Below are 23497 nucleotides of genomic sequence, written 5' to 3'. Positions count from 1 at the left end.
TTCTCAAGGATCATTTGGCTGTTGTCCATTGCTGTCGGGCAATGATGTGCCCGCCGCCGCTTCCGAGACCGACCATGCGCCAGGTTCCCATGGCGCTATCGATCGTGACAGGGCGGCTCTTGCGGCTTGAACCCGCGATGATGCATCACAGCTCAGACACGAGGGCAAATTTCGGACTTCTCGACCAGCGAGATGGTCCTACACTCGCAGACAGGAGCCATCATGGACGCCAGACCGAATTCCCCTGAAGCCCGCGACATCCGCTACCACATGCACGCCTACACCAATGCCCGCAAGCATCAGGAAACGGGACCGCTGGTCATCGAAAAGGGCGACGGCGTCTATGTCGAGGACATTGCCGGCAACCGCTATATCGAGGCGATGGCCGGCCTGTGGAGCGTTGCCGTCGGCTTCTCGGAAAAGCGACTGGTCGAGGCGGCCACGCGGCAGATGTCGAAGCTGCCCTTCTACCACGATTTCGGCTCGAAGGCGCATTCGCCGCTGATCGATCTGGCCGAGAAGCTGGTGCAGATGGCACCGGTGCCGATGAGCAAGGCCTACTTCACCAATTCGGGCTCCGAGGCCAACGACACGGCGATCAAGATGATCTGGTACCGGTCGAACGCGCTCGGCCAGCCGACGCGCAAGAAGATCATCAGCCGCAAGCGCGGCTATCATGGCGTCACCATCGCGTCCGCAAGCCTGACCGGGCTGCCGAACAATCATCTGTCCTTCGACCTGCCGATCGCCAATATCCTGCACACCTCGACGCCGCACCACTGGCGCGATGCCGAGCCCGGCGAAAGCGAGGAGCAGTTTTCCAGCCGTCTGGCCGACGACCTGGAAAAGCTGATCCTCGCAGAGGGGCCGGAAACCATCGCCGCCTTTATCGGCGAGCCGATCATGGGCGCCGGCGGCGTGGTCGTTCCGCCCGCCGGCTATTGGGGAAAAATCCAGGCGGTGCTGTCGAAATACGACATTCTTTTAGTGGCCGACGAGGTCATCTGCGGCTTCGGCCGCACCGGCGAGATGTTCGGTTCGCAGACCTTCGGCATCAAGCCCGACATCATGGTGTTGTCCAAGCAGATCTCGTCGTCCTACCTGCCGATCTCGGCGCTGCTGATCAACGACAAGGTTTTCGAACCGATCGCCGACGAGAGCGATCGCATCGGCACCTTCGGCCACGGCTTCACCGGCGGCGGTCATCCTGTCGCCGCGGCCGTCGCGCTGGAAAACCTCAAGCTGATCGAGGAGCGCGACCTTGTCGGCAATGCGCGCACGGTCGGCGCGCATTTGCAGGCCAGGCTGCGCAAGCTCGGTTCCCATCCACTGGTGGGCGAGGTGCGTGGCGTCGGCCTGATCGCCGCCGTCGAGCTGGTCGCCGACAAGGCGAGCAAGGCGCCATGGGGCAAGCCTGCGGCTCTCGGTGCGCTGGTCAATGGGTTCATGCAGCACAACGGCGTGATCTCGCGCAACATGGGCGATGCGATCGCTTTCTGTCCGCCGCTGATCATTACCGAGGCTCAGGTCGACGCTTTGGTCGACGCCTTCGAACGGTCGCTCGAGGCCGCGCTGCCGCAGGTGCGGCCACGGGACTGACCCATCGATCACTATGGCAGCGCCCGTGTCGGCTCGGTCAGATCGGCATTTCCGAACTGACCTGCTTGCGAGGCATGGTTATTCGGGCTTGTCGTCCGGATGACCGAGTTCGCAGAACCAGCCACCGAGATATTTCACCGACGGCCTCCTTGGGTCGGGAATTGGCGTCTTCGCCTCGACGGCGGCCCGGAACGGCTCGGCGCTGTCCTGCGGGATAAATCCGAGATGATCGGCGCCGCTGTTGTCGACCATCTTCAGCTTGTTGTTGGATAGGCCGAACGAGATGGTGTGGCCGACGCGCGGCGCTGTCAGCGATGCCTCGACCAGGCGCACGCAGTCGGCGAAGGAAAGATACGACCACAGCATGCGCCGGTCGGCCGGCTCGGGGAACGACGAGAAGATGCGCAGGCACACCGTCTCGATGCCGAACTTGTCCCAATAAAGCCGGCTGAGGCTTTCGACGAAATTTTTCGACACGCCATAAAGACTGTCCGGGCGCACCGGCGCGTCGACGCCGATATGCGCCTCGATTTCGTGATAGCCGATGGCATGTACCGAGGAGGCGTAGACGACGCGCTTCACGCCGTGTTTCCGGGCGCCTTCATAGATGTGGTAGGAGCCGCGAATGCTGGAATCGAGGATGGTCTGCCACTCGCATTCGAGCGGCGCGCCGCCGAAATGCACGATCGCATCGCAGTCCTTGGTGGCCGCGATGGTCGCCTCCATGTCGGCAAGATCGAAGACGGCTTCTTCTTCATGAGGCGCAAGATCGCTGAACGGCCCGCGGCCCGCCAGGCGGATCTTGCTTGCCAGCGGCACCAGTCCCTTGCGCAATTGCGAGCCGAGCCGGCCAGCGGCGCCGGTGATCAATATACGTTCGTAGTGCGGCATCGTTTACTCCACTTGCGCGACGGCGGCATTGATCCGCGAGATCGCCTCGGCCAGCACCCCTTCGCCGGTCGCCGTCGAGATGCGGAAATAGGGTGACAGTCCATAGGCGACACCCGGCACCGACGCCACGCGTCCTTCGTTGAGAAGATAGTTGGCCACGGCCGCGTCATCCTCCAGGACGAGGCCCTTGGGCGTCTTGCGGCCGATCAGGCTGGCGCAGCCGATATAGGCGTAGAAGGCGCCCTCCGGCGGCGACAACGTCAGTCCGTTTATCTTCCTGATGCCGTCCACTACCAGGTTGCGGCGCGCCTCGAAGGCCTGCCGGAAGCGCGCGACTTCATCCTGCGGCCCGTTGAGGGCGGCGACGGTCGCGGCTTGTGCGATCGAGCACACCGAGGTGCAGGACTGGCTCTGGATCGTCGACATCGCCTTGATGAGTGGCGCGGGGCCGGCTGCGTAGCCGACGCGCCAGCCGGTCATGGCGTAGGACTTCGAGACGCCGTTGACGATCAGGGTGCGGTCCTTGAGCTCGGGGCAGGCCTTGCCGAAGGAGACGAATTCGCGTCCGTCGAAGAGGATGTGCTCGTAGATCTCGTCGGAAAGGACCAGCACCTGCGGGTGTTTTGCCAGGACCGCGCCCAGCGCCTTGAGATCGGACGCGGAATAGACCGCGCCAGACGGGTTGCCGGGCATGTTGAGGAAAAGCCACTTTGTCCTTGACGTGATTGCCTTTTCCAGCAGCGCCGGCGTCAGCCGGAAACGTGTGGTCTCCGGGCATTCGACGACGACGGGCGTGCCGCCGAGCAGCTTCACCATTTCGGGATAGGAGACGAAATAGGGCGCCGGCAGGATCGCCTCGTCGCCTGGCTCCAGCGTCGCCATCAGGGCGTTGAAGATGATCTGCTTGGCGCCGTTGGCGACGACGATGTCGTCGGCCGTGTAGTCCAGCCCGTTCTCACGGCGGAACTTGCCGGCCACGGCTTCGCGCACTTCGATGGTGCCAGCGGCAGCGGTGTAGAGCGTCTGTCCTGCTTTCGCCGCGAAATGGGCGGCATCGATGATGTGAAGCGGGGTCGGGAAATCGGGTTCGCCCAACCCGAGGTCGATCACGTCCACACCCTTGGCGCGCAGCGCCTTGGCGGCCTGCGAAGCCGCCATGGAAGCCGAAGGCTTCACCGCCGAGAGGCGCGAGGCAACGTAACTCATTGGTCGTTCTCCCAGATGTAACCCTTGGATCGGTCGTTGACCCGCGCGGCGGCACTGCGCTTGGCCGGATCGCCATAGCCGCCGCCGCCCGGCAGTTCGAGGATCAGCCGCCGCCCGGCGGGGACGTGCTGCCAGCCCTTGGGGCGCATCTTTGTGCCGTCGTCGAGCTTGACCACGCCGGCGACGCCGGGCTCGCCGCCATTGCGCCCGCGCGGGGGATGGTTCACTCGGTCGAACATGGCGGAGAAGTCGAACTCGTGGCCGTCGGTCGCGGCGATCTCGATGATCTGACCCAGGCCGCCGCGGAACTCGCCGTCGCCGCCGGAATTCGGCCGCAGCTCTTTGCGCCAGATCACGATCGGACCGGTATGCTCCGTCGCCTCGATCGGCATCGTATGGACACCGGACGGGAAGGCCGTCGCCGACAGCCCATCGAGCTCAGGCCGCGCGCCCATGCCGCCGGAGTTGAACATCAGCACTTCGGCGCGGCGGCCGGACGCGCCGGCGACGGGCCGCGCCGAAATGTGGATGTTCCACAGCGCGCCGGCGCCTTCGGCGAGGATCTTTCCGGGCAACGCCTTGGAGAACGCGCCAAGTACCAGATCGGGCACCATGTGGCCGAAGATGTGCCTCAACGCCACCGGGGCCGGCCGCACGGCATTCAGGATGTTGACCGGCGACGACACGGTGAAGAAGGCGAGCGAGGCGGCATTGTTCGGGATGTCGGGCGCCACCATGCATTTCAGCGCATAGCAGGCATAGGCCTTGCTGTAGATGATCGGGCAGTTGATGCCCCAGCGGCTCATCGGGTCGGTGCCGGTGAAGTCGACCTCGACATGGTCCTCGCGGACCGACACCGTGGCCGCGAGTTTCACCGGCTCGTCGTAGCCGTCGGTCACCAGCTCGTTCGACCAGCTTCCCTTGGGCAGCGCCTCGATGCGTTCCAGCATGGCGTCGCGGGTGCGCGAGAAGATGAAATTGCCTAACCCATCCAGCGAGGTCAGGCCGATCTCCTTCATCATGTCGACGAGGCGCCGGTGCCCGACCTCGTTGCAGGCAGCGAGCGAATAGAAATCGCCGACCACCTGGTTGGGCTCGCGGACATTGGCGCGCAGGATCCTGACCAGATCGAGATTGACCTTGCCCTTTTCCGCGAACTTCATGATCGGGATCTGGATGCCTTCCTCGTAGACCGACTTGCCGTCGGCGCCGAAGCCGCGCCCGCCGACATCGACGACATGTGCCGTGCAGGCGAAGAAGGCGACGAGCTCGCCGTTGAGGAAGGACGGGGACACCATGGTGATGTCGTGCAGGTGGCCGGTGCCCTGCCAGGGATCGTTGGTGACGTAGGTGTCGCCTTCGAACATCTGGTCGCGCGGGATTTCGTGCATGAAATGCAGCACCGCCTCGGCCATGGTGTTGACGTGGCCCGGCGTGCCGGTGACTGCCTGCGCAAGCATCTGGCCGCGCGGGTCGAACACGCCAGCCGACAGGTCGCCGGATTCGCGCACCGAAGTCGAGAAGGCGGTGCGCAGCAGGGTGAGCGCCTGCTCCTCGACCACCGAGATCAATCGGTTCCACATGACCTGCATGCGGATTTCGCCAATATCGCTCATGCCTGGCTGCCTTTGCGGATCAGTAGGATCGCGCCGTCGCTCTGGATGACGGCGTCGAAGCTGGTGGTGACGACGGTGGAAGTTTCGCGCTCGACGATGACCGCGGGGCCCGCGATCCGATCGCCGGGGCGGAGCGAGTCGCGCTCGACGATGCCGTAGCTGCGCGGTGCGCCGCTGACCGGATCGAACACCTCGCGGGTCGTTTTGAGTTCGCTCGTTGTCTTGCCAGTTGTGAGCTCGTGCCTGGCGACGGCGGGACGAACATCCGTCGCCTTGACCGACCAGGTGACGATCTCGATTTCCAGTCCGTCGAGCCCCTCGATGGCGCGGCCGAAGAAGCGCTGGTAATTCTCCTCGAACAACGCCTTGAGTTCTGCAACGGCATCGTCTCCGAACGGCTCGTCTGCCACCGGCACGGGGATTTCCCAGCCCTGGCCGGCATAGCGCATGAAGGCGGTGATTTCGCAGACGATCCTGCCGCTGGCGCCGCCGCGCACAAAACCCTCGGCGGAGGCCTTGAGATCGGCGAGCAGGGCATTCACTTCGGCAGGCTGGAACCGCGACAGGCGCGTCAGCTTCGAGGCCAGGGCCTCGTAGCCGAACGGCGCCTTCAGGAAGCCGATCGCCGAGCCGACGCCGGCGCCGCGCGGAACGATGCACTGGTCGATGCCGAGCTTTTCGCACAGTCTCGCCGCGTGAAGCGGGGCGGCGCCGCCGAAGGCGATCATCAGATTGTCGGATATGTTCTTGCCGTTCTCGACCGCATGGACGCGGGCAGCATTGGCCATGTTCTCGTCCACTACCTCGCAGATTCCGAAGGCCGTCGACATGGCATCGAGCGACAGCCGCTCGCCGACATCGCGCAGAATCGCCTGCTCGGACGCAGTGCTGTCCAGCTTGATCGCCCCGCCGGCGAAATTGTCGGGGTCGAGCTTGCCGAGCACGAGATCGGCATCCGTGATCGCCGGACGCTTGCCGCCGCGCCCGTAGCAGGCCGGCCCCGGCTCCGAGCCGGCACTCTCCGGCCCGGTCTGGATACGGCCCATGGCGTCGACCCAGGCGATGGAACCGCCGCCGGCGCCGATCTCGATCATCTCGATAACCGGGATGGAGATCGGCATGCCCGAGCCCTTCGAGAAGCGGTAGGTGCGCGCCACTTCGAAGGTTCTCGCCGTGCGCGGCGCATAGTCCTCGATCAGGCAGATTTTGGCGGTGGTTCCGCCCATGTCGTAGGAGACGACCTTCTCAAGACCAAAGCGCCTGGCGATGTCTGCGGCGAAGATCGCGCCGCCCGCCGGGCCGGATTCGACCAGCCGGACCGGAAATTCCGAAGCGGTCTCCACCGAGATCAGGCCGCCGCCGGAATGGATCATGAAAACGGGGCAATCGGCGCCCATGTCCTTCAGGCGCGTCTGCAGGCGGGCGAGATAGTCGGCCATCTGCGGCCGCACATAGGCGTTGGCGCAGACCGTGTTGAAGCGTTCGAACTCACGCATCTGCGGCGAGACTTCGGCGCTGATCGAGATCGGGATGCCGAGTTTTCTGGCGAGGATCTCGCGCGCCCGGCGCTCGTGGTCGGGGTTGGCATAGGAATGGATGAAGCCGATCGCCACCGAGCCGAAACCACCCGCCGCAATGCGGTCGGCGATGTCCTCCAGAGCGGCTTCGTCGAGCGGCTGCAGCTCTTGGCCTTCCGCGCCGATGCGGCCCTTGACGGTGAAGCGATCCTCGCGCGGAATCAGCGGCGTCGGCAGTTGCAGGTTCAGATCATACTGCTCGAAGCGGTTTTCCGTTCGCATCTCGATCACGTCGCGGAACCCTTCCGTCGTGACCAGCGCGGTCTTCGCGCCACGGCGCTCAATCAGCGCGTTGGTGGCGAGTGTCGTGCCGTGGATGATGATGCCGATCTCGGACGGCGAAATTCCGGCGTCGCGAATGACGATGGCGATGCCGTCGAGGATCGCCTGCTCGGGAGCCGCATAGTTGGTCAGCACCTTGGTCGAAAACATCGTCCCTCGGACATCAAGGGCGATGTCGGTGAAGGTGCCGCCGATGTCCGCGCCGAGACGGATGTCGTCAGTTCTGGAGGTCATGACTTGGCCTTCTGGGAAGCGAGCGCGGCGTCGCGCATCTGAGAGAGGGTCTGCCGGGGCGTTATCGCTTCGGGCGAGATGGCGATGTCGAGGACGGCGCCGGTCGTCGAGCTAAGCGCCCGCTCGAACGCCGCCGCGAAATCCCCCGTGGATTCGACCCGCTCGGCGTGAAAGCCATAGGCCTTCGCCAGCGCCACGAAGTCGGGATTCTCGAGCGAGGTTCCGGAGACGCGAGCCGGATAGTTGCGCTCCTGATGGGCACGGATGGTGCCGTAGATGTCATTGTTGACGATCAGCACGATCGGCTGCGCGCCGGCCTGCATGGCGGTTCCGAGTTCCTGGCAGTTCATCTGGAAATCGCCGTCACCGGCAAAGCAGACCACGGTGCGTTGCGGGTATGCGACCTTGGCCGCGATCGCGGCCGGCAGGCCATAGCCCATGGCGCCGGATTGCGGCGCAAGCAGGCGCGCTTGCGGTCCAAACTTGAAGAACTTGTTCGGCCACACGGTGAAATTGCCGGCGCCGTTGGCAAGGATGACGTCGGCCGGGAGATTCTCGCGCAGCCAGGTGCTGACCGCGACCATGTCGACCGGGCCGGGCTGCACGGGCGCAGCGAACGTGCCTTCATAGGCCTTGCGTGCCGTCGTGCGCCAGTCGGCCCAAGAACCCTTGATCGGGGTGAGCGCCTTGGCGAAGGCGTTCGGACCGGCATGGATACCGATCGTGGGCACATAGATCTTGCCGATCTCGCGATCGGAGCCGTGCACGTGGATCAGCTTCTGGCGCGGTACGGGAACTTCGAGCAGGGTGTAGCCGTCGGTCGTCATCTCGCCGAAGCGGACATTGACGGCGAGGATCACGTCCGCATCGCGGATCAGGTTTTTCACATGCGGCACCATCCCGACGCCGGCCTCGCCGACAAACACCGGCGAATGGTTGTCGAACTGGTCCTGATACCGGAAGGCTGTCACGACCGGGATATCGGAGGCCTCAGCGAAAGCCTGAAACGCCGCGCGTCCGTCAGCCGTCCAGTTGGTGCCGCCCATCAGCAGCACCGGATTTTCGGCGGCGGCAAGCATCTTCAATGCCGACGCAATTGCCTCCTGTGCCGGCGCCGCTTCGAAGACAGACGCCGGTCCGCCGAGCGGCGCGGCTCCGGTCATGGCCGTCAGCATGTCTTCCGGCAGCGCGACCACTACGGGGCCGGGCCGTCCGGTCAAAGCGGTGGTCCAGGCCCGCGCCACGATTTCGGGAAGACGATTGACGTCATCGATCTCGACCGCCCATTTTGCGACGGTTCCATACACCGCCCGGTAGTCTATTTCCTGGAAGGCTTCGCGGCCTTTCATGTCGGTGCCGACCTGGCCGACGAAGAGGATCATCGGCGAACTGTCCTGCATGGCGGTGTGCACGCCGATGCTGGCATTGGTCACGCCCGGGCCGCGCGTCACAAAGCTAATGCCCGGCGTGCCCGTCAGCTTGCCGTAGGCGGAAGCCATGAAAGCCGCACCGCCCTCATTGCGGCAGAGCACGTAGTCCAGCTTTCCACGCGTGTCGTGCAGCGCGTCGAGAACGGCGAGATAGCTTTCGCCGGGAACGCCGAAGCTCTTGGTCGCGCCAAGCGAGATCAGGCACTCGACAAGAAGGCGACCGCCATTGCGGACCATGCTTCGGCATCCTCTTACGCTGGTGGCAAGCAGACGGAGCCTGCCTTTCGAACTTATACCTGCACTCTGGCGGGCCGACGCGAAATCAAGAAATGCGATCCATTCGAAAGTTTTTCTTTATTCTGCAATTCGAACCAGGACACCGGGATTCATCGTGCCCTGCGGGTCGAACGCGCCCTTCAGCCGCGCCATGAGTTCCCGCTCCACAGAACTGCGATTCCGCTCGGCCATGGCGATCTTGGCGCGCCCAAGCCCATGTTCCGCCGCGAAGCTGCCCCCCATCTCGGTAGCGAGCGCAGCCAGCGCCTCGGCAAATTGTCCCGCCTTGCCGTCGAAATCGGCGCGGCCTTCCGGCGGCGACAGATTGTAGTGGATGTTGCCGTCGCCGAGATGCCCGAATGGGTTGATCCGCACGCCGGGCAGGATGTCGTCGCAAATCCCGGCGCCGGTCTCGATGAAGCGGGCGATGGCGCCCGGCGGCACCGAGATGTCGTGCTTCAACTGTTCGCCTTCCAGCCGCTGCCCCTCGGGTTGTTCCTCGCGCAGCCGCCAGAATTGCGCCCGCTGCGCGCCCGAATTGGCCAGCGCGCCATCCACGACCAGACCTTCCTCCATACCCCATTCCAGTGCCGAAGCGAGGATCTCGTCCAGCGGAACGCGCGCCGAACCTGACGCCAGTTCGACGAGCAGGTAGACGTCGCCTCGTGTTTCCAGCTGGTAGGCGAGATCAGGCAGATTTTTGAGCGCCAGCCTCAGGCCGACATCGGAGAAGAATTCGAGCCCGGCAAGGAACTCGCCGGCCTCGCCGCGCAGATAGGTGCCGAAGGAAACGGCCGCGGCGAAGTCGGACATTACCAGAAGCGCGCTCGCCTGTTGTTTTGGGGTGGGATAGAGCCTGAGGACAGCGCGCGTGACGATGCCGAGCGTGCCTTCGGCACCGCAGAACAGCTTGCGCAGCTGATAGCCGGCATTGTCCTTCTGCACCGCGCGAAGGCCGTCCCACATCGCGCCGTCCGGGGTCACGATTTCGAGGCCGAGCACGAGGTCCTGCATCATGCCATAGCGAAACGCCTGGCTGCCGCCGGCATTGGTGCCGATCAGGCCGCCGATCCTGGCGCTGCCTTCGGCGCCGAGATGCATCGGGAACATTAGGCCATGCGGCTCCAGCGCGTCGTGCAACGCGGCGAGCACAACACCCGCGTCAACCGCAATCGACCCGCTCTCCGGATCCGGTTCGCCTATTCCCGTCATGCGCGAAAGCGAGACGATGATCGCGTCCGCCCGATCGGCGACGGCGCCGCCGCACAGGCCGGTGTTTCCGCCTTGCGGAATCACGGCCACGCCGCCCACCCGGCATGCCTTGACCACTGCGGCAACTTCGGCCGTGTTCGCGGGTCTGGCAACGCCCAAAGGCGCGACGCCATAGCGGTTCAGCCAGTCGCGCTGATAAGGCTCGGCGTCGGTGCCCGAAAGCCAGCCTTTCGGTCCGAGAATCTCGCGCAAAGCGGTGACGGCGTCAGTCATTGCGATACCTGCGATGTGTGGCACGTCCGCGTATAGACAGCAGCTGGCTCTGGCTCAATGACCCAGCACCTGCGACAGGAATTGCCGGGTGCGCTCGTTTCGGCAAGAGGTGAAGAACTGCTCCGGCGGCGCCTCCTCGACGATCTCGCCGCGGTCCATGAAAATGACGCGGTCGGCGACGCGGCGCGCGAAGCCCATCTCGTGCGTGACACAGATCATCGTCATGCCTTCCGAAGCAAGGCTCACCATGACGTCCAGCACTTCGGCGATCATTTCCGGGTCGAGCGCCGACGTCGGCTCATCGAACAGCATGAGCTGCGGCTGCATGCAAAGGGCGCGCGCAATCGCCACACGCTGCTGCTGGCCGCCGGAGAGCTGTCCGGGAAACTTCATCGCCTGCTCGGGAATGCGGACCTTCTCCAAATAGTGCCGGGCGGTCGCCTCGGCCTCGGCGCGCGGTCGCTTGCGCACGATCATCGGTGCGATCATGCAGTTCTCCAGCACGGTCATGTGCGGGAACAGGTTGAAGTGCTGGAACACCATGCCGACTTCGCGCCTGATCCCGTCAATGTTGCCGACATCGTCGTTGAGGTCGGTGCCGAGCACGGTGATGCGCCCGCCATTGTGCTGCTCGAGCCGATTGATGCAGCGGATCATGGTCGACTTGCCGGAGCCCGAGGGGCCGCAGACGACGATCTTTTCTCCGCGCTTCACGGAAAGGTTTATGTTCCGCAGCGCGTGGAAAGAGCCGTAGTATTTGTCCAGGTTCTGGATATGAACCGCGGCGCCGGATGACTGCATCGAATTCACTTTGTGCGCCTCCCTACCGTTCGCCGACCGACATGCGGCGCTCGAGGAAAGCACCGTAGCGGGACAGGCTGAAAACGAAGACGAAATAGATCAACGCAATGAAGGCATAGACCTCGACATAGGCGAAGCGCCATTCGCCGGTGCCGTAGGCGGCATTGCCGGAGGCGAGGATCTCGAAGAAACCGACGATAACCACCAGCGAGGTTTCCTTGAACGAGATGACGAACTGGTTGATCGTCGCCGGCAGCGCGTTGCGCATGGCCTGCGGCAGGAGGATGCGGCCGATGCGCTGCCAGTAGCTCATGCCGAGCGCCATGGCGGCTTCCTCCTGGCCCTTCGGAACGCCCTGTATGCCGCCGCGCACGATCTCGGCCTGATAGGCCGAGAAGAACAGGGCCGAGCCGAGAATGACCCTATACAGCTTGTCGCCTGCCATCCACTGCGGCAGCGCGAAGGGCAGCACGACGGCAAAGGTGAAGAGAATAGAGATCAGCGGCAGCGAGCGCACTCCGTCGATGATCAGGCCGGTGGTCCTGGATATCCAGGGCAGCTCCGAGCGGCGCAAGAGAGCCAGGCAGATCGCCAGCGGGAAGCCGATCAGGCAGGTGGTGACGAAGATGAAAAGGGTGAGCGCCAGCCCGCCCCAGGCTTCCTCGCCGACATAGGGCAGGCCGAGCACGCCGCCTTTCATCAGCACATAGTAGAGCGCCGTTCCAGCGCCCCAGACGAGCGCGATGCGGCTGCCGGTCCAAAAGGCCGGAATGCAGCTCAGCACGGTAATGACCACGACGGCCACACAGGCCAAGGCCGAGCGCCATTGCTCCTCGAAGGGATAGAGGCCGAAAAGGATGATGCGCCACCTGGCGGCAATGACCGACCAGCAGGCTCCTGCCGCCGCCTGGCAGGCCTCGGGCCCGCCGCTGGTGGTGAACACCGCTGAGAACACCGCCCAGTTCAGCAGCTTCCAGAGAACGAAAGCCATGATCGTCAGGGATATCAGCGACAACAGCGCCTGCAGCGGCGTGGCGAAGAAACGGCGCCTCACGTCTTCGAGCTTGCCAGGGGCAGGGGGAGCGACAATTACCATCTCCATCACTCACCCCCTCAACTGATTGCCCTTGAGGGCAATGGTTTTGTTGATGCGGTTGAACACGGCGGCCAGGCTGAGATTGATCGCCAGGAACCCTGCCATCAGGATACCGATCGCTTCCAGCGTCTGGCCGGAGTGGTTGATGGTCAGCGCCACGATCATGAAGAAGTCGGTGAAGCCCACCGCAATGCCCATGGTCGTCGCCTTCATCAGCCAGACATACTGGTTCGCGAGGATCGGCAGCATGGCACGCAGCGCCAGCGGCAGCCGCACCAGCGTGAACACGCGCCAGGGGCTCAGCCCCAGCGAAAGTGCGGCCTCCATCTGGCCCTTCCCGACGGCCTTGAAGCCGCCACGCACGATTTCGGCGATATAGGAGCCGCCATAGATGGCGATGGCGATGGCCAAAGCGGAAAATTCGGGAGGGATGCGCAGGCCACCCTTGAGATTGAGACCTTGCAGGGCAGGGAAGTCGAGCAGCGGCAGGTCCGGCAGGCGGCCCAGCGCAAGGACAATGACTGCGCTGGCCAGTGCCGTCGCGGCCGCGGTCAGTTGAATGCCGAGCCGCTCGCCGGGCGGTTGGCTGAGGCGCGTGGTCCGGCCCAGCCAAACCGGCAGCGCGATCGCGGCGATTACAGCAAGGAAAGCTGCCGCAAACGCGACGCCGCCGACATTGGGGACCGGGACATAGAGGCCGCGGCTGGTCAGCAGCATGCCGAAGGCCTCGTGCGCGGCGCGTGGCGTCGGCAGATGCGTAATGACGGCGTACCAGAAGAAGACCTGGAGGATCAGCGGGATGTTGCGGAAAATGTCGACATAGGTGCGGCCAAGCAGCCGCGCCAGCTCGTTCGAGGAGGTCCGCGCCAGGCCGACAATGGTGCCGACGATCGTCGCCAGGATCAGCCCGGTGCATCCCAGGAATAGCGTGTTGATGACGCCGATGAGGAAGAACCACCAGTAGGGGTCGTTGGCGGTGGCGGGCAGCAGCGAGAAGTTGACATCCCAGCCCGTCGACTTGAACAGGAAGTCGAAGCCGGACGTGATGCCTTGCTGCGCCAGGTTCCGCCGGGCGATCATCACGCAGGCAAGGATCATCGCAGCAAGCGAGCCGACATAAAGAACCTGTAAAAGCGTATTGCGGACCCTCTGATTTCTTAGCAGGCTGACCATCATGGTCGTCCCCGAATTGTCGCCGGCTCCGCCTGGCGGTGCCAGGCGGAGCTCAGAGCGAGCTGCGTTGAGAGGTGGAGTCAGTCGATCACCAGCGGGAACAGGACGCCGCCATTGTTCCACAGGTTGGTCAGCTCGCGATCCATCTTGTAGGGCGACTCCTTGCCGAGATCGCGATCGAAGATCTCGCCGTAATTGCCGACCTTCTTGATCACGTTGTAGGCCCAGTCGTCAGGAAGTCCGAGACCCTTGCCCATGCCTGGCGCGGCACCCAGGAACTTGGCAACTGCCGGCGACGTGGGCTTGGCTTTGATCTCATCGACATTTTTGGACGTGATGCCTTCCTGCTCGGCGAAGAGCAGGGCGGAGAGCGTCCAGTTGGCGACGTCGACCCAGTTGTCGTCGCCTTGCCGCACGATCATGACCTCGGGTTCGACGGCGAGCACGTCGGGCAGGATCACGTGGTCGTCGACCTTGCCCTTGGCGACACGCGCGATTGCGAGAACTGGCCCCCACTGGGCATACATGTCGCAGCGCCCCGAGAAGTATGCTTGCTCGAGCTCTTCCGTCTTTTCGATGACGACAGGCTCCAGCTTGATCCCGACCTTCTGCGCATAGGCCGCGACCTGCTGCTCGATGGTCGTCCCCGCGGGGATGCAGATCGAGCCGCCATCGGCGTCCTTGAGCGACTTCAGATTGAGCTCCTTATGCGCCATCACCTTGGTCGTTCCGAGGTAATAGGACATCGAGAATTGCAGGCCGAGCTCGGTATCTCGGCTGAGCGTGCCGCCCGACGCCTTGATGATGATGTCGACGTCCCCCGACTGCAGCAACGGCCAGCGCTGCGCCCAGCTGATCGGGACGATCTTCAGCTTGGCCGGGTCGCCGAACACGGCGGTCGCCACCGCCTTGCAGAGGTCGATGTCCATGCCCTTCCAGTTGCCCTTGTCGTCTACCTCGGCGAAGCCGAGATAGGAGCCGTCATGGCCCGTGCAGTTGAGCAAGCCGCGCGCCTTCACCGTTTCCAGCGTCTTGCCGCCCGCCGCCTCGGCAGGCGCCGCAAAATGAACCAGGCCAAGGGCCATGGCTGCGGCCCCCCATTTCATCATTTTCATGTTTGTTGTCTCCACTGTTGAGGTTCACTTGTTCTTGTTGTTGGAGGCCCGAAACACGCGCTTCGGCCCTCGGTCGCGAAGCCGCTCCTAATCGGAGAGCGGTGTCGGTTTCGGCAGAGAAAGCTTGAGGTCGCTGCCCCAATCCTGCTGGACGAGCCAGCGATGCAGGGCGGCCACCGCCTTCACGCGCAGATGCCCGCGCGGCATGACGAGGTAGAAGCCGGGGACTTCTTCCGGCTTCATGTCCGAGAGGGCGTCACGGCCAAGTGGCGCGACCAGCGCGCCCGACCTGAAGTCCTCCTCGGCATCGATGATGGAAACCAGGCCGACACCGATGCCTTGGAGCGTCGCACGGCGCATGGTGGCGGCGTCATCGAACCCGATGCTGCGGTCGCCCTCAGCGAGTTCCACTCCGAGGTGCCGCAATATGTCGGGCCACAGCCGCTTCGACTTGACGGTGTCGAGCAGCGTGAACCGCGTCAGGTCCTGCGCCGACTTGATCTTCTCGCCGATCGCCGGGGTGCAGCATATGATCTTCGGGTCCGGCACCAGCAGCGTGGTCTCGTAGTCCGGCCAGTTGCCATAGCCCCACTGCACCGTCATATCGATGTCGTCACGCCCGAAATCGGGCAGGTCGACCATCGTCGTCAGGCGCAGATCAGCGCCCGGCAGGATCTCGCGGAACAATGAAAGCCTGGGCAGCAGATAGTGTGTTGCGAAGTAGGGGCTCGCATTAAGATTGATGCGGTCCCGGTAGTTCGATTTGGTGACGCGGCGAACGCCTTCGGAAAATTCGTCGAAGCCGGCTTTGACATAGTGCGAGAGCAAGATCGCCGACTCAGTCAGTTCGATCGAGCGCCCCTTGCGCTCGAACAGCGTCACCTGCAGCGTGTCTTCCAGGAGCTTGATCTGCTGACCGACGGCTTGCGGCGTCACCAGGAGCTCGTCGGCGGCCTGCCGGAAGCTCTTGTGCTGTGCGACGGCGTGGAAGACGCGAAGCGCATTGAGCGAAGGAAGGCGAAGCTTGCCGGTCATCGTGAGGTCCGCCTCCTTTCGTTCGAGACTCCGTTGATCATGCACTGCTGGATTTCAGACGCCGCCGGCTTATGAAAACCGATTCAGGCGTAGATGTAACCGCCTGAGACGATTACGTTTTCACCGGTCATATAGGTGTTCTTCGGGCCGCCGGTCATGAGCACCCACTCGGCGACCTCGGTCGGCTCGGCGCCGCGGCCGAGCGGGCTTGCCTTGGCCAATTCCTCGAGAAAACCGAGCGCCTTGGCCTTCTCGGTGGCCATGCCGGCGGGCGCGACGGAATTCACCAAAATCCCGTCCTTGGCGACGTGATGGGCAAAGGAGCGCGTGAGGCTGACGACGGCGGCCTTGGTCGCCGCATAATGGGCGTTCTGCGGATGCGCCTTGAAGGCGTCGACGGAAGTGAGGTTTACGATCCTTCCACGCACATGCGCTTTTGGCTCTTGCGACTGCATGTGGCGAACGGCCGCCACCATCATGTGGTACGTGCCCTTGATGTTGATGCCGTTGGAGGCGTCCCACTCGGCGTCGGTGATCTCGAGGAGCGGACGCCGAGGATAGATCGCGGCGCAATTGATCAGCGTGTCGACGCGCCCCAGCTTCGCGACAATGGCGTCGAAGGCGGCGTGACACTGCGGTCCGACCTGGATGTCGCAAGCTGCGGCAGCCGTGGGCACGCCCTTGGCTTTCGCCGCGTCGAGAGCGCTCTCAGCGGCTTCCTGGTTGATGTCGATGATGCCGGTCTTTGCCGCCCCGGCCTCCACAGCCATGCGGGCGAGAAGGGCGCCAAGGCCGGCGCCGCCGCCGACGATCAGAACGGAAAGATCCTTCATTGCAGTTTTCCTTACTTGGTGCCGCTGGGCGAGGTCGGCCAGGTCGGCATGATGTCGAAACGGGTAACGTCGGCCCATGCGGGGAGCGCCAGCACAGCGACGACCATCCTGCCCACGTCGTCCGGCTGCACTACTTTTCCGGCGTACATCGCCGCCCGGGCGTCGGCGTCGAGGATGCCTTTGTAGAGCTGCGTCTCGACCCGACCGGCGACGATCTCGGTGACGCGTATGCCGGACGGCGAGAGGTCGGCGCGCAAGGCAGCGGCAAAGCCGGAGATCGCCGCCTTGGTGGCCGAATAGACGGCGATGTTGGAATAGGCCGCGTGGCCGGCGGCGGAGCCGGTGAACAAGATGTGGCCGGACTGGCGCTCGCGCATCTGCGGCACGACGAGGCGGGTGAGCAGGATCGCCGCGCTGAGGTTCACCTCCAACGTGGTGTCGATGTCTGCGATCGTCATGTCGGCGAAATTGCCGAGCGGCGGCATGATGCCGGCGTTGTTGATCAGCACATCGATGGTGAGATCGGCCAGGACCGATTCCAAAGCCTCGCGGTCGGTAACGTCAACGGCGATCGGCAGGATGCCAGGACGCTCGGCCTGCAGTTCTTTCAGCGCCGCCTGGCTGCGACCGACCGCATAGACGTCGTAGCCGGCGTCGCTCAACGCGATGGCGATGGCTCGCCCAATGCCGCTCGTCGCACCTGTGATGAAGGCTGTCGTCACGTGGGCTTCCCCTATTGCCTGATCTTAGTCTGCGGCCTCGACCGGTGCCGCGAAACCAAGAAAAGCAGCAAAAAGGAAAGATAAACTTTCGAGAGCCTTTCCGGCAGCTCAAACGTTCCACGCTGCCTGCGCGGCCTCCAACGCTGCGAACCAAAGGAAAACAATCCCGTCGGCGCGCGGGAGAGGGTTTCCGGTCGCCGGTGGAACAAAAACACGGCTTTCGCAACGCGCGGCAAGTCGCATTCGGTGCTCACGCGAAGGATCGAACCCGTCCCGGCCTTAACCGGCCGTTGGCGCAGGCCTTTTCATTTTGGTGAAGAGCGAGGCTGCGGCGGCCTTTTGCTCCGCGTCGGTCGCCTCGACTCCGGAAGCCCGCGCGAGGGCGCGAACGCGCCCGAGGCTGTTGTGCAGATGCTTGCGCATGGCCTGGCGGGCCTTGCCGCCATCCTGTCTTTCGATGGCATGGACGATGGCTTTGTGCTCGCTGTGGATGCGCGCGTAATAGCTGTCCTTCAGGGCCGGCTCGACGACGTAGCCGAGTTGGAAGCGCGGCACGATCATCGGCCCGAGATAGGCCAGGAAGCCATGGATGAATTCGTTGCGCGCGGCCTTGGCGATCGCGAGGTGGAAATCGTAGTCGTAGTGGATCTGGACCGCTGCCGGGTCGGCCCGCTGCGCGTCGATGTCATCCATCATGGCACGGATGTCGCTCGCCTCCTTGTCGGTGCGGCGTTCGGCGCAGAGCCCGGCGGATTCGACTTCGACGCTCAACCTGAGTTCGAGCAAGGCGATGGTTTCCGGCAAGGTTCTCAGCGCCTCGTCCGGGATCGAGAAATTGCGCGGCACGGGCGTTTCGCTGACGAACATGCCGCGTCCCTGCTGCGGCACCACCATGCCCTCGGAGCGCAGCCGCGCCACGGCTTCGCGCACGACGGTGCGGCTGACATCGTATTCGGCGCAAAGCTCCGCCTCGGTCGGCAGTTGCGCGCCCGGCTGCAACTCACCGGAGCGGATTTTTTCGGCCAGGCTCTCCGCCACGACGGTGGAAAGCGGCTTGCGCTTCGTCATTCAGGCCTTCCGTTCAAGTCCAGACTAGGGCCGTTCAAGTTCAGATTCGGGATGATGCCCGAACCGGCGAGACCATTCAAACCGCCGCGGTGACGATCAGTTCGACCAGCATGCCGGGCTTGGCCATCCGCCCCTCGCCGGAAGAGCGTGCCGGCGCATGCTCTTTCGGCATCCAGGCGTCCCAGACCGCATTGACCTCGTCGAAATCCCGCACGTCGTCCAGCCACATCTGGACGTGGAGGATGCGGGTCTTGTCGGTGCCTGCCGTGGCGAGTAGCGCATCGATCTTGGCGAGCACCTCGCGCATCTGGTCGGCCGCCGGTTGGCCCGGCCTGGCAACCTGGCCGGTCAGGTAGAGCGTGCCGTTGTGGATGACGCCATGATGGATGCGGGTGTCGAAGTCGAAGCGCTGTATATCGCCCACTGGATTCTTCCTCGTCAGATTGCCGGTGTCTGCCGGATGGGATTGCCCTGCAGGTACTGCGCGTACGGCGCCTGGACGAGCCAGCCGGCATCGACGGGCAGCGTAACGCCGGTGATCGACGCGGCACGGTCGGAGCAGAGGAACAGCGCCGCCTCGGCGACATCGCGCGGCTCGACGAAGCGGCGCAGCGCGGTGGTGGCCTGAATCGCTTCCGGGTTGCGTTCGCCCTTGGCGATCCTGGCCTTCAGCCCGTCGGAGAGGGTATAGCCCGGCGCTACGGCGTTCACACGGACTCCATGCGGGCCGAGTTCGGCAGCCAGGATCTGGGTGAGCGCCAGCACTGCATGCTTTCCGGGCGTGTAGGCCGGAAGCGACAGCGGCGCGAAGGAGGCGAGCGAGCCGACATTGAGGATCGCGCCGCGCCCGGCGGCCGACATCAGCCGGCCGAACAGCTGGCAGCCAAGCAGCGTGCCGCGATAGTTGATCCGCCACATCTGCTCGTCTTCGGTGAGGTCCTGGTCGAGCACATGCTTGCCGCTCTGCAGGATGCCGGCGCAGTTGACCACGACATGAGGGGTGCCGAACGCATTGCTGACGTCTTGCGCCAGCGCCTCGACGGAAGCGGGATCGCCGACATCGGTCTGGACAAACACGGCGCGTGGGGCGCCGGCGCTCTCGCAGGCCTCGGCGGCTTCCTTGCCGCGGCTCGCGTCCCGGCCTGCGACGACCACCTGGTAGCCTTCCTCGGCGAAGCGCTCCGCGATAGCGCGGCCGATCCCGGACGTGCCGCCGATGACGACCGCGGTCGAAGCCTCAGCCATTGTGGCGCTCCTTTCGCTCGATGTCGAAGAATGCGGCCATGGCCTCGACCTGGAAATCCATCATCGGGCGTCCGGGCTGGATGCGGCAGCCGATCTCTTTCGCCGCCTTGAGCAGGGCCGTTTCGGCCGGCTCCATGATGATGTCGACCACGGTCATCTCCGGCGTCAGCTTGTTCACATCCATCGGCAGCGGATCGCCGGCCTTCAGCCCGGAGGGCGTCGCGTTGATCGCCATGTCCATTCCGGACGGATCGGGTTCGCCGACCTCGATGCGGCAATCGGGGAACGACCTGCTGACCAGCGAAGCGAGCTTTTGCGCGCGTCCCCTGTCGATGTCGGCGAGGCGAATCTCCGTCGCGCCTTCCTCGGCGAGGCAGTAGGTCAGCGATGCGCCCGCACCGCCTGCGCCGACCTGGAGGATGCGCCTGCCGGCGATCCGGTGTCCGCCGGCCTTCAAGCCGTCGATGAAGCCGACGCCGTCGAAATTGTCGGCATACCAGGTGCCGTCCCCCTGCCGGCGCACGGAATTCGCGCTCTGCACGCGCGCGGCGCGATCGTGGGCGGCGGCGCATTTGTGGTAGACCGGGACCTTATAGGGCACCGAGATGATGACGCCGCGGATGTTCTCCGCCGCCGTGATGCCGGCCCAGAAAGTATCGAAATCTTCCGGACGGCAGCTCAGCGGCACCATCAGACTGTCGAGCCCCTTCTGCTCGAAGATCTCGTTGAAGATGCCAGGGCTTTTCGCGTGGCCCACGGGATGGGCCAGCATGACGAAGACATCGGCCTTGCCGGTTCCGCGCATCGGTTATTCCTTTCCGTTTGACAGTTCATGATCGCTCAGGACCTCGAGAGCCCGGACGAGCGACGAGTGGTCTGCTTCCGCGCCGCCCGGGCGGGCCGCACAGGCATTCATCAGTTGCTGCGCCAGCGCCGTGCTCGGCAGGGCGGCTCCAAGCGCGCGGGCGCTTTCGAGCGCGCGGTTGAGATCCTTCTGGTGCAAGCGGATGCGGAAGCCCGGCGCGAAGGTGCGGGCGATCATGCGCTCGCCATGCACTTCGAGCACGCGGGACGAGGCGAAGCCGCCCATCAGCGCGCTTCGGACCTTCGCCGGATCGCAGCCCGCTTTGCTGGCAAAAACAAGCGCTTCGGCAACGGCTTCTATGTTGAGCGCGACGATGATCTGGTTGGCTATCTTGCAGGTCTGGCCGGCGCCGTTCTTCTCGCCGATCAGGGTGATATTCTTGCCGAGCTTTTCGAAGATGGGCAGCGCGCGCTCGAATTCGGCAGCCGGCCCGCCGACCATGATGGTGAGACTCGCCGCTTTTGCGCCGACCTCGCCGCCGGAGACGGGTGCGTCGAGGAAGCCGCCTCCCGCTTCCCTGAACTTCGCCGCGAATTGCGCGGTGGCGATCGGGCTGATCGAGCTCATGTCGATGACCAGCTTGCCGGCTGAAATCCCTTCGAGCACGCCACCCGGCCCGAGCAGGACGCGCTCCACGTTGGGCGTATCGGGCAGCATGGTGATGATGATTTCGCAAACCCGCGCCACTTCCGCCGGGGAAGTCAGCACCGACGCTTTCAGATCGGCAGGCAGAGGAGAGCGATTGAGCACCGTGACGATCTCGTGCCCGGCATCGGCAAGATGCCGCGCCATGGGCGCGCCCATGACGCCAAGTCCGATGAAACCGATTTTCATGCGCAACTCCCGTGCTCGCCAGAGCGTCTTGCAGCTCAATGGAGGCGTATGATATAGGACATCATACAAATTTCAATGCCTCTTCCACTGGAGACCGATCGCAAATGCAAGAGCGCGTCAATTCGCTGAAGGCGGCCGTTAAGGCCGGCCGGCCTCATATCGGCATCTGGTGCTCGCTGGCTTCAGCGCTGACCACAGAAGTGGTGGCTGGTTCCGGAGCGGGCTGGCTGCTGATCGACGGCGAGCACAGCCCCAACGATCTGCGCAGCATCATGGCGCAGCTTCAGGTCGCGGCGGCATTTCCGTGCGAGGCGGTGGTGCGCCTGCCGTCCGACGATCCCAACCTGATGAAGCAGGCCCTGGATGTCGGTGCCCGCAGCCTGATGATTCCGAATGTGCGCACGCCGGACCAGGCGCGCGCAATCGTCGCGGCGATGACCTATGCTCCGGGCGGCTTCCGCGGCTTCTCGGTCGGCCATCGCGCCAACGCCTTCGGCCGTATCGCCGGGTATCATGCGAAAGCGCGCGAGCAGCAGCTGTTGGCCGTGCAGATCGAGGACGCGGCCGGCGTCGCCAATGCGGCTGAGATCGCAGCGGTGGAAGGCGTGGACGTTCTGTTTGTCGGGCCCGGCGATCTTTCCACGAATATGGGTGCGATGGGCAATCCCGGCGCTGCGCATGTGCAGGAAGCGATCGCTTCCGTGCGCAAGGCCTCGGCCGCGGCAGGCAAGGCGAGCGGGATTTTGGCTCCCGTGAAGGCCGACGCCGACCGTTATCTCGCCGACGGCTTCACCATGGTTGCCGTCGGTTCCGACCTCGGCCTGCTGGCGCGGGGCTCGGACGCCCTGATTGCGTCCTTCAACCTCTAGACTCGGGAGACGGCCGTGGCGATCCCCCCTTACAAAGCACCCTCGCGCTACGCCTACGACATCGTCATCGTCGGCGGTGCCGTCATCGGCTCGTCGACGGCATATTGGCTGAGCCAAGCGCTGGGCAGTGGCGCCTCGATCCTCGTGGTCGAGCGCGACTCCAGCTACGAATTCTCCTCGACGGCGCTCTCCACCAGCGCCATCCGCCAGCAATACTCCAATCCGATCAATGTGAAGATCAGCCAGTTCGGCATCGAGATCATCCGCGGTTTCCAGGAGCGGATGGCGCCCTTCTACACGAACGAGCCGGCGCCCGATCTCGGCTTCAAGGAGCACGGATATCTCTATTGCTGCTCGCCGGAAGGCGTGGAGGCGGCCAAGGAGCGGGTCGAGCTGCAGCGCAGCCTCGGCGCCCACACCGTCTTCCTCGAGCCGGGTCCGCTGAAGGAACGCTTCCCCTGGCTGAATGTCGACGACCTCGGCGGCGGTTCGTGGGGTGCGCGCGAAGAGGGCTGGTTCGATTCCATGGGCATGTTGAACGGCTTCCGCCGCGCCGCCCGCGCCAGCGGGGTCGAGTACATCGAAAATGCCGTGACCGGACTGGATGTCGTCGATGGGCGGGTTGTCTCCGCTCGGCTGGCGACCGGCGAGACAGTCGCTTGCGGAACCCTGGTCAACGCCGCCGGCCCGCGAGCGCAGCAGGTCGCTGCCATGGCCGGCCTTTCCATCCCGGTAGCCCCGTACAAGCGCTACAGCTTCGTCTTCGCCAGCGCCAACCCGATCCCTGGGCGAATGCCCAACGTCATCGACCTTTCCGGCACTTTCGTGCGCCCGGAAGGCGAGCTCTTCCTTACCGGCAACACGCCGCAGGGCGACGGGCCGGCCGATTACGACGATTTCGAAATGCATTTCGAGGAGTTCGACGATTATATCTGGCCGGCGCTGTGGCACCGCATTCCGGCCTTCGACGCGCTCAAGGTCCAGACCAGTTGGACCGGCCACTACGAATACAACATGCTCGACCACAACGGCATCGTCGGCTTTCACCCGGAGGTGAAGAACTTCATGTTCGCCAACGGCTTCTCAGGGCACGGCCTGCAGCAGTCGCCGGCGGTCGGGCGCGCGGTGTCGGAGCTGATCGTTCACGGCGCCTTCCAGACGCTGGACCTGTCACCGTTCTGTTACGAGCGCATCCCGCGCAACGAACCGTTCCTGGAAGAAGCGGTGATCTGAGCTGTTCCGGAG

At 64.4% G+C, this 23497-nt stretch carries 21 protein-coding genes; 3 read left to right on the top strand and 18 right to left on the bottom strand.

All coding sequences use genetic code 11. The features are described 5' to 3' along the window. The first annotated feature begins 222 nt into the window (after positions 1 to 222). Positions 223 to 1599 (top strand): aspartate aminotransferase family protein, encoded by a 1377-nt coding sequence (locus EOA79_RS00185; protein WP_095802338.1) that lies wholly within the window; start codon positions 223 to 225, stop codon positions 1597 to 1599. 78 nt (positions 1600 to 1677) lie between these two features. On the opposite strand, the gene EOA79_RS00180 is transcribed toward EOA79_RS00185, so the two are convergent. The 18 genes from EOA79_RS00180 to EOA79_RS00095 form a co-directional block, all read right to left on the bottom strand. Then, positions 1678 to 2490, bottom strand: coding sequence for an NAD(P)-dependent oxidoreductase (locus tag EOA79_RS00180; RefSeq protein ID WP_095802273.1), 813 nt, complete (start codon positions 2488 to 2490; stop codon positions 1678 to 1680). 3 nt (positions 2491 to 2493) lie between these two features. Further along, a complete protein-coding gene (locus EOA79_RS00175; RefSeq protein ID WP_095825003.1) occupies positions 2494 to 3696 on the bottom strand; it encodes a pyridoxal phosphate-dependent aminotransferase in 1203 nt (400 codons plus the stop codon). Continuing rightward, positions 3693 to 5312, bottom strand: coding sequence for a hydantoinase B/oxoprolinase family protein (locus EOA79_RS00170; protein ID WP_095825002.1), 1620 nt, complete (start codon positions 5310 to 5312; stop codon positions 3693 to 3695). The genes EOA79_RS00175 and EOA79_RS00170 overlap by 4 nt, the downstream gene beginning before the upstream one ends. Further along, positions 5309 to 7405, bottom strand: coding sequence for a hydantoinase/oxoprolinase family protein (locus EOA79_RS00165; protein ID WP_095825001.1), 2097 nt, complete (start codon positions 7403 to 7405; stop codon positions 5309 to 5311). The genes EOA79_RS00170 and EOA79_RS00165 overlap by 4 nt, the downstream gene beginning before the upstream one ends. After that, positions 7402 to 9072 (bottom strand): thiamine pyrophosphate-binding protein, encoded by a 1671-nt coding sequence (locus EOA79_RS00160; protein ID WP_095825000.1) that lies wholly within the window; start codon positions 9070 to 9072, stop codon positions 7402 to 7404. Before EOA79_RS00160 ends, EOA79_RS00165 begins: the two co-directional genes overlap by 4 nt. 117 nt (positions 9073 to 9189) lie before the next feature. Then, positions 9190 to 10596, bottom strand: coding sequence for an FAD-binding oxidoreductase (locus tag EOA79_RS00155; protein ID WP_095824999.1), 1407 nt, complete (start codon positions 10594 to 10596; stop codon positions 9190 to 9192). A 54-nt stretch (positions 10597 to 10650) separates the two neighbouring features. Further along, positions 10651 to 11397, bottom strand: coding sequence for an amino acid ABC transporter ATP-binding protein (locus EOA79_RS00150; RefSeq protein WP_095824998.1), 747 nt, complete (start codon positions 11395 to 11397; stop codon positions 10651 to 10653). Positions 11398 to 11419: 22 nt separating this feature from the next. After that, positions 11420 to 12499 (bottom strand): amino acid ABC transporter permease, encoded by a 1080-nt coding sequence (locus EOA79_RS00145; protein ID WP_095824997.1) that lies wholly within the window; start codon positions 12497 to 12499, stop codon positions 11420 to 11422. Positions 12500 to 12502: 3 nt separating this feature from the next. Continuing rightward, entirely contained in the window at positions 12503 to 13669 is a 1167-nt protein-coding gene (locus tag EOA79_RS00140) for an ABC transporter permease subunit (protein ID WP_245322400.1), read from the bottom strand. 77 nt (positions 13670 to 13746) lie between these two features. Beyond that, a complete protein-coding gene (locus EOA79_RS00135; protein WP_095825036.1) occupies positions 13747 to 14781 on the bottom strand; it encodes an amino acid ABC transporter substrate-binding protein in 1035 nt (344 codons plus the stop codon). Positions 14782 to 14868: 87 nt separating this feature from the next. Continuing rightward, positions 14869 to 15816, bottom strand: coding sequence for a LysR substrate-binding domain-containing protein (locus tag EOA79_RS00130; RefSeq protein WP_067328785.1), 948 nt, complete (start codon positions 15814 to 15816; stop codon positions 14869 to 14871). A gap of 83 nt (positions 15817 to 15899) precedes the next feature. Next, on the bottom strand, positions 15900 to 16649 hold the full coding sequence (locus EOA79_RS00125) for an SDR family oxidoreductase (protein ID WP_095824996.1): 750 nt from the start codon (positions 16647 to 16649) through the stop codon (positions 15900 to 15902). 11 nt (positions 16650 to 16660) lie between these two features. Continuing rightward, entirely contained in the window at positions 16661 to 17371 is a 711-nt protein-coding gene (locus EOA79_RS00120; protein WP_095824995.1) for an SDR family oxidoreductase, read from the bottom strand. 279 nt (positions 17372 to 17650) lie between these two features. Beyond that, the gene (locus EOA79_RS00115; RefSeq protein WP_164748135.1) at positions 17651 to 18439 is read right to left on the bottom strand and encodes a FadR/GntR family transcriptional regulator; all 789 of its coding nucleotides are present in this window, start codon (positions 18437 to 18439) and stop codon (positions 17651 to 17653) included. 76 nt (positions 18440 to 18515) lie between these two features. Beyond that, positions 18516 to 18863 (bottom strand): RidA family protein, encoded by a 348-nt coding sequence (locus tag EOA79_RS00110; RefSeq protein ID WP_095824994.1) that lies wholly within the window; start codon positions 18861 to 18863, stop codon positions 18516 to 18518. Between the two features lie 14 nt (positions 18864 to 18877). Beyond that, positions 18878 to 19684, bottom strand: coding sequence for an SDR family oxidoreductase (locus EOA79_RS00105; RefSeq protein ID WP_095779437.1), 807 nt, complete (start codon positions 19682 to 19684; stop codon positions 18878 to 18880). Continuing rightward, a complete protein-coding gene (locus EOA79_RS00100; RefSeq protein WP_095824993.1) occupies positions 19677 to 20489 on the bottom strand; it encodes a shikimate dehydrogenase in 813 nt (270 codons plus the stop codon). The genes EOA79_RS00105 and EOA79_RS00100 overlap by 8 nt, the downstream gene beginning before the upstream one ends. A 3-nt stretch (positions 20490 to 20492) precedes the next feature. Then, on the bottom strand, positions 20493 to 21383 hold the full coding sequence (locus EOA79_RS00095) for a 2-hydroxy-3-oxopropionate reductase (RefSeq protein ID WP_095825035.1): 891 nt from the start codon (positions 21381 to 21383) through the stop codon (positions 20493 to 20495). Between the two features lie 104 nt (positions 21384 to 21487). Here EOA79_RS00095 and EOA79_RS00090 point away from each other — a divergent pair, with 104 nt between their 5' ends. Both EOA79_RS00090 and EOA79_RS00085 read left to right on the top strand, forming a co-directional pair. Continuing rightward, the gene (locus tag EOA79_RS00090; RefSeq protein WP_095824992.1) at positions 21488 to 22252 is read left to right on the top strand and encodes an aldolase/citrate lyase family protein; all 765 of its coding nucleotides are present in this window, start codon (positions 21488 to 21490) and stop codon (positions 22250 to 22252) included. A gap of 15 nt (positions 22253 to 22267) precedes the next feature. Beyond that, positions 22268 to 23485 (top strand): FAD-dependent oxidoreductase, encoded by a 1218-nt coding sequence (locus EOA79_RS00085; RefSeq protein WP_095824991.1) that lies wholly within the window; start codon positions 22268 to 22270, stop codon positions 23483 to 23485. Positions 23486 to 23497 lie beyond the last annotated feature (12 nt).

The organism is Mesorhizobium sp. M1A.F.Ca.IN.020.03.2.1 (genome assembly GCF_004023205.1).
Lineage (GTDB): Bacteria > Pseudomonadota > Alphaproteobacteria > Rhizobiales > Rhizobiaceae > Mesorhizobium.
This window is presented reverse-complemented; position numbering and strand designations above follow the sequence as displayed.

Coding starts and splice junctions, on each gene's coding strand:
- EOA79_RS00185 (WP_095802338.1), top strand. CDS start 223: ATGGACGCCAGACCGAATTCCCCTGAAGCCCGCGACATCCGCTACCAC.
- EOA79_RS00180 (WP_095802273.1), bottom strand. CDS start 2,490: ATGCCGCACTACGAACGTATATTGATCACCGGCGCCGCTGGCCGGCTC.
- EOA79_RS00175 (WP_095825003.1), bottom strand. CDS start 3,696: ATGAGTTACGTTGCCTCGCGCCTCTCGGCGGTGAAGCCTTCGGCTTCC.
- EOA79_RS00170 (WP_095825002.1), bottom strand. CDS start 5,312: ATGAGCGATATTGGCGAAATCCGCATGCAGGTCATGTGGAACCGATTG.
- EOA79_RS00165 (WP_095825001.1), bottom strand. CDS start 7,405: ATGACCTCCAGAACTGACGACATCCGTCTCGGCGCGGACATCGGCGGC.
- EOA79_RS00160 (WP_095825000.1), bottom strand. CDS start 9,072: ATGGTCCGCAATGGCGGTCGCCTTCTTGTCGAGTGCCTGATCTCGCTT.
- EOA79_RS00155 (WP_095824999.1), bottom strand. CDS start 10,596: ATGACTGACGCCGTCACCGCTTTGCGCGAGATTCTCGGACCGAAAGGC.
- EOA79_RS00150 (WP_095824998.1), bottom strand. CDS start 11,397: ATGCAGTCATCCGGCGCCGCGGTTCATATCCAGAACCTGGACAAATAC.
- EOA79_RS00145 (WP_095824997.1), bottom strand. CDS start 12,499: ATGGAGATGGTAATTGTCGCTCCCCCTGCCCCTGGCAAGCTCGAAGAC.
- EOA79_RS00140 (WP_245322400.1), bottom strand. CDS start 13,669: ATGATGGTCAGCCTGCTAAGAAATCAGAGGGTCCGCAATACGCTTTTA.
- EOA79_RS00135 (WP_095825036.1), bottom strand. CDS start 14,781: ATGAAAATGATGAAATGGGGGGCCGCAGCCATGGCCCTTGGCCTGGTT.
- EOA79_RS00130 (WP_067328785.1), bottom strand. CDS start 15,816: ATGACCGGCAAGCTTCGCCTTCCTTCGCTCAATGCGCTTCGCGTCTTC.
- EOA79_RS00125 (WP_095824996.1), bottom strand. CDS start 16,649: ATGAAGGATCTTTCCGTTCTGATCGTCGGCGGCGGCGCCGGCCTTGGC.
- EOA79_RS00115 (WP_164748135.1), bottom strand. CDS start 18,439: ATGACGAAGCGCAAGCCGCTTTCCACCGTCGTGGCGGAGAGCCTGGCC.
- EOA79_RS00105 (WP_095779437.1), bottom strand. CDS start 19,684: ATGGCTGAGGCTTCGACCGCGGTCGTCATCGGCGGCACGTCCGGGATC.
- EOA79_RS00100 (WP_095824993.1), bottom strand. CDS start 20,489: ATGCGCGGAACCGGCAAGGCCGATGTCTTCGTCATGCTGGCCCATCCC.
- EOA79_RS00095 (WP_095825035.1), bottom strand. CDS start 21,383: ATGAAAATCGGTTTCATCGGACTTGGCGTCATGGGCGCGCCCATGGCG.
- EOA79_RS00090 (WP_095824992.1), top strand. CDS start 21,488: ATGCAAGAGCGCGTCAATTCGCTGAAGGCGGCCGTTAAGGCCGGCCGG.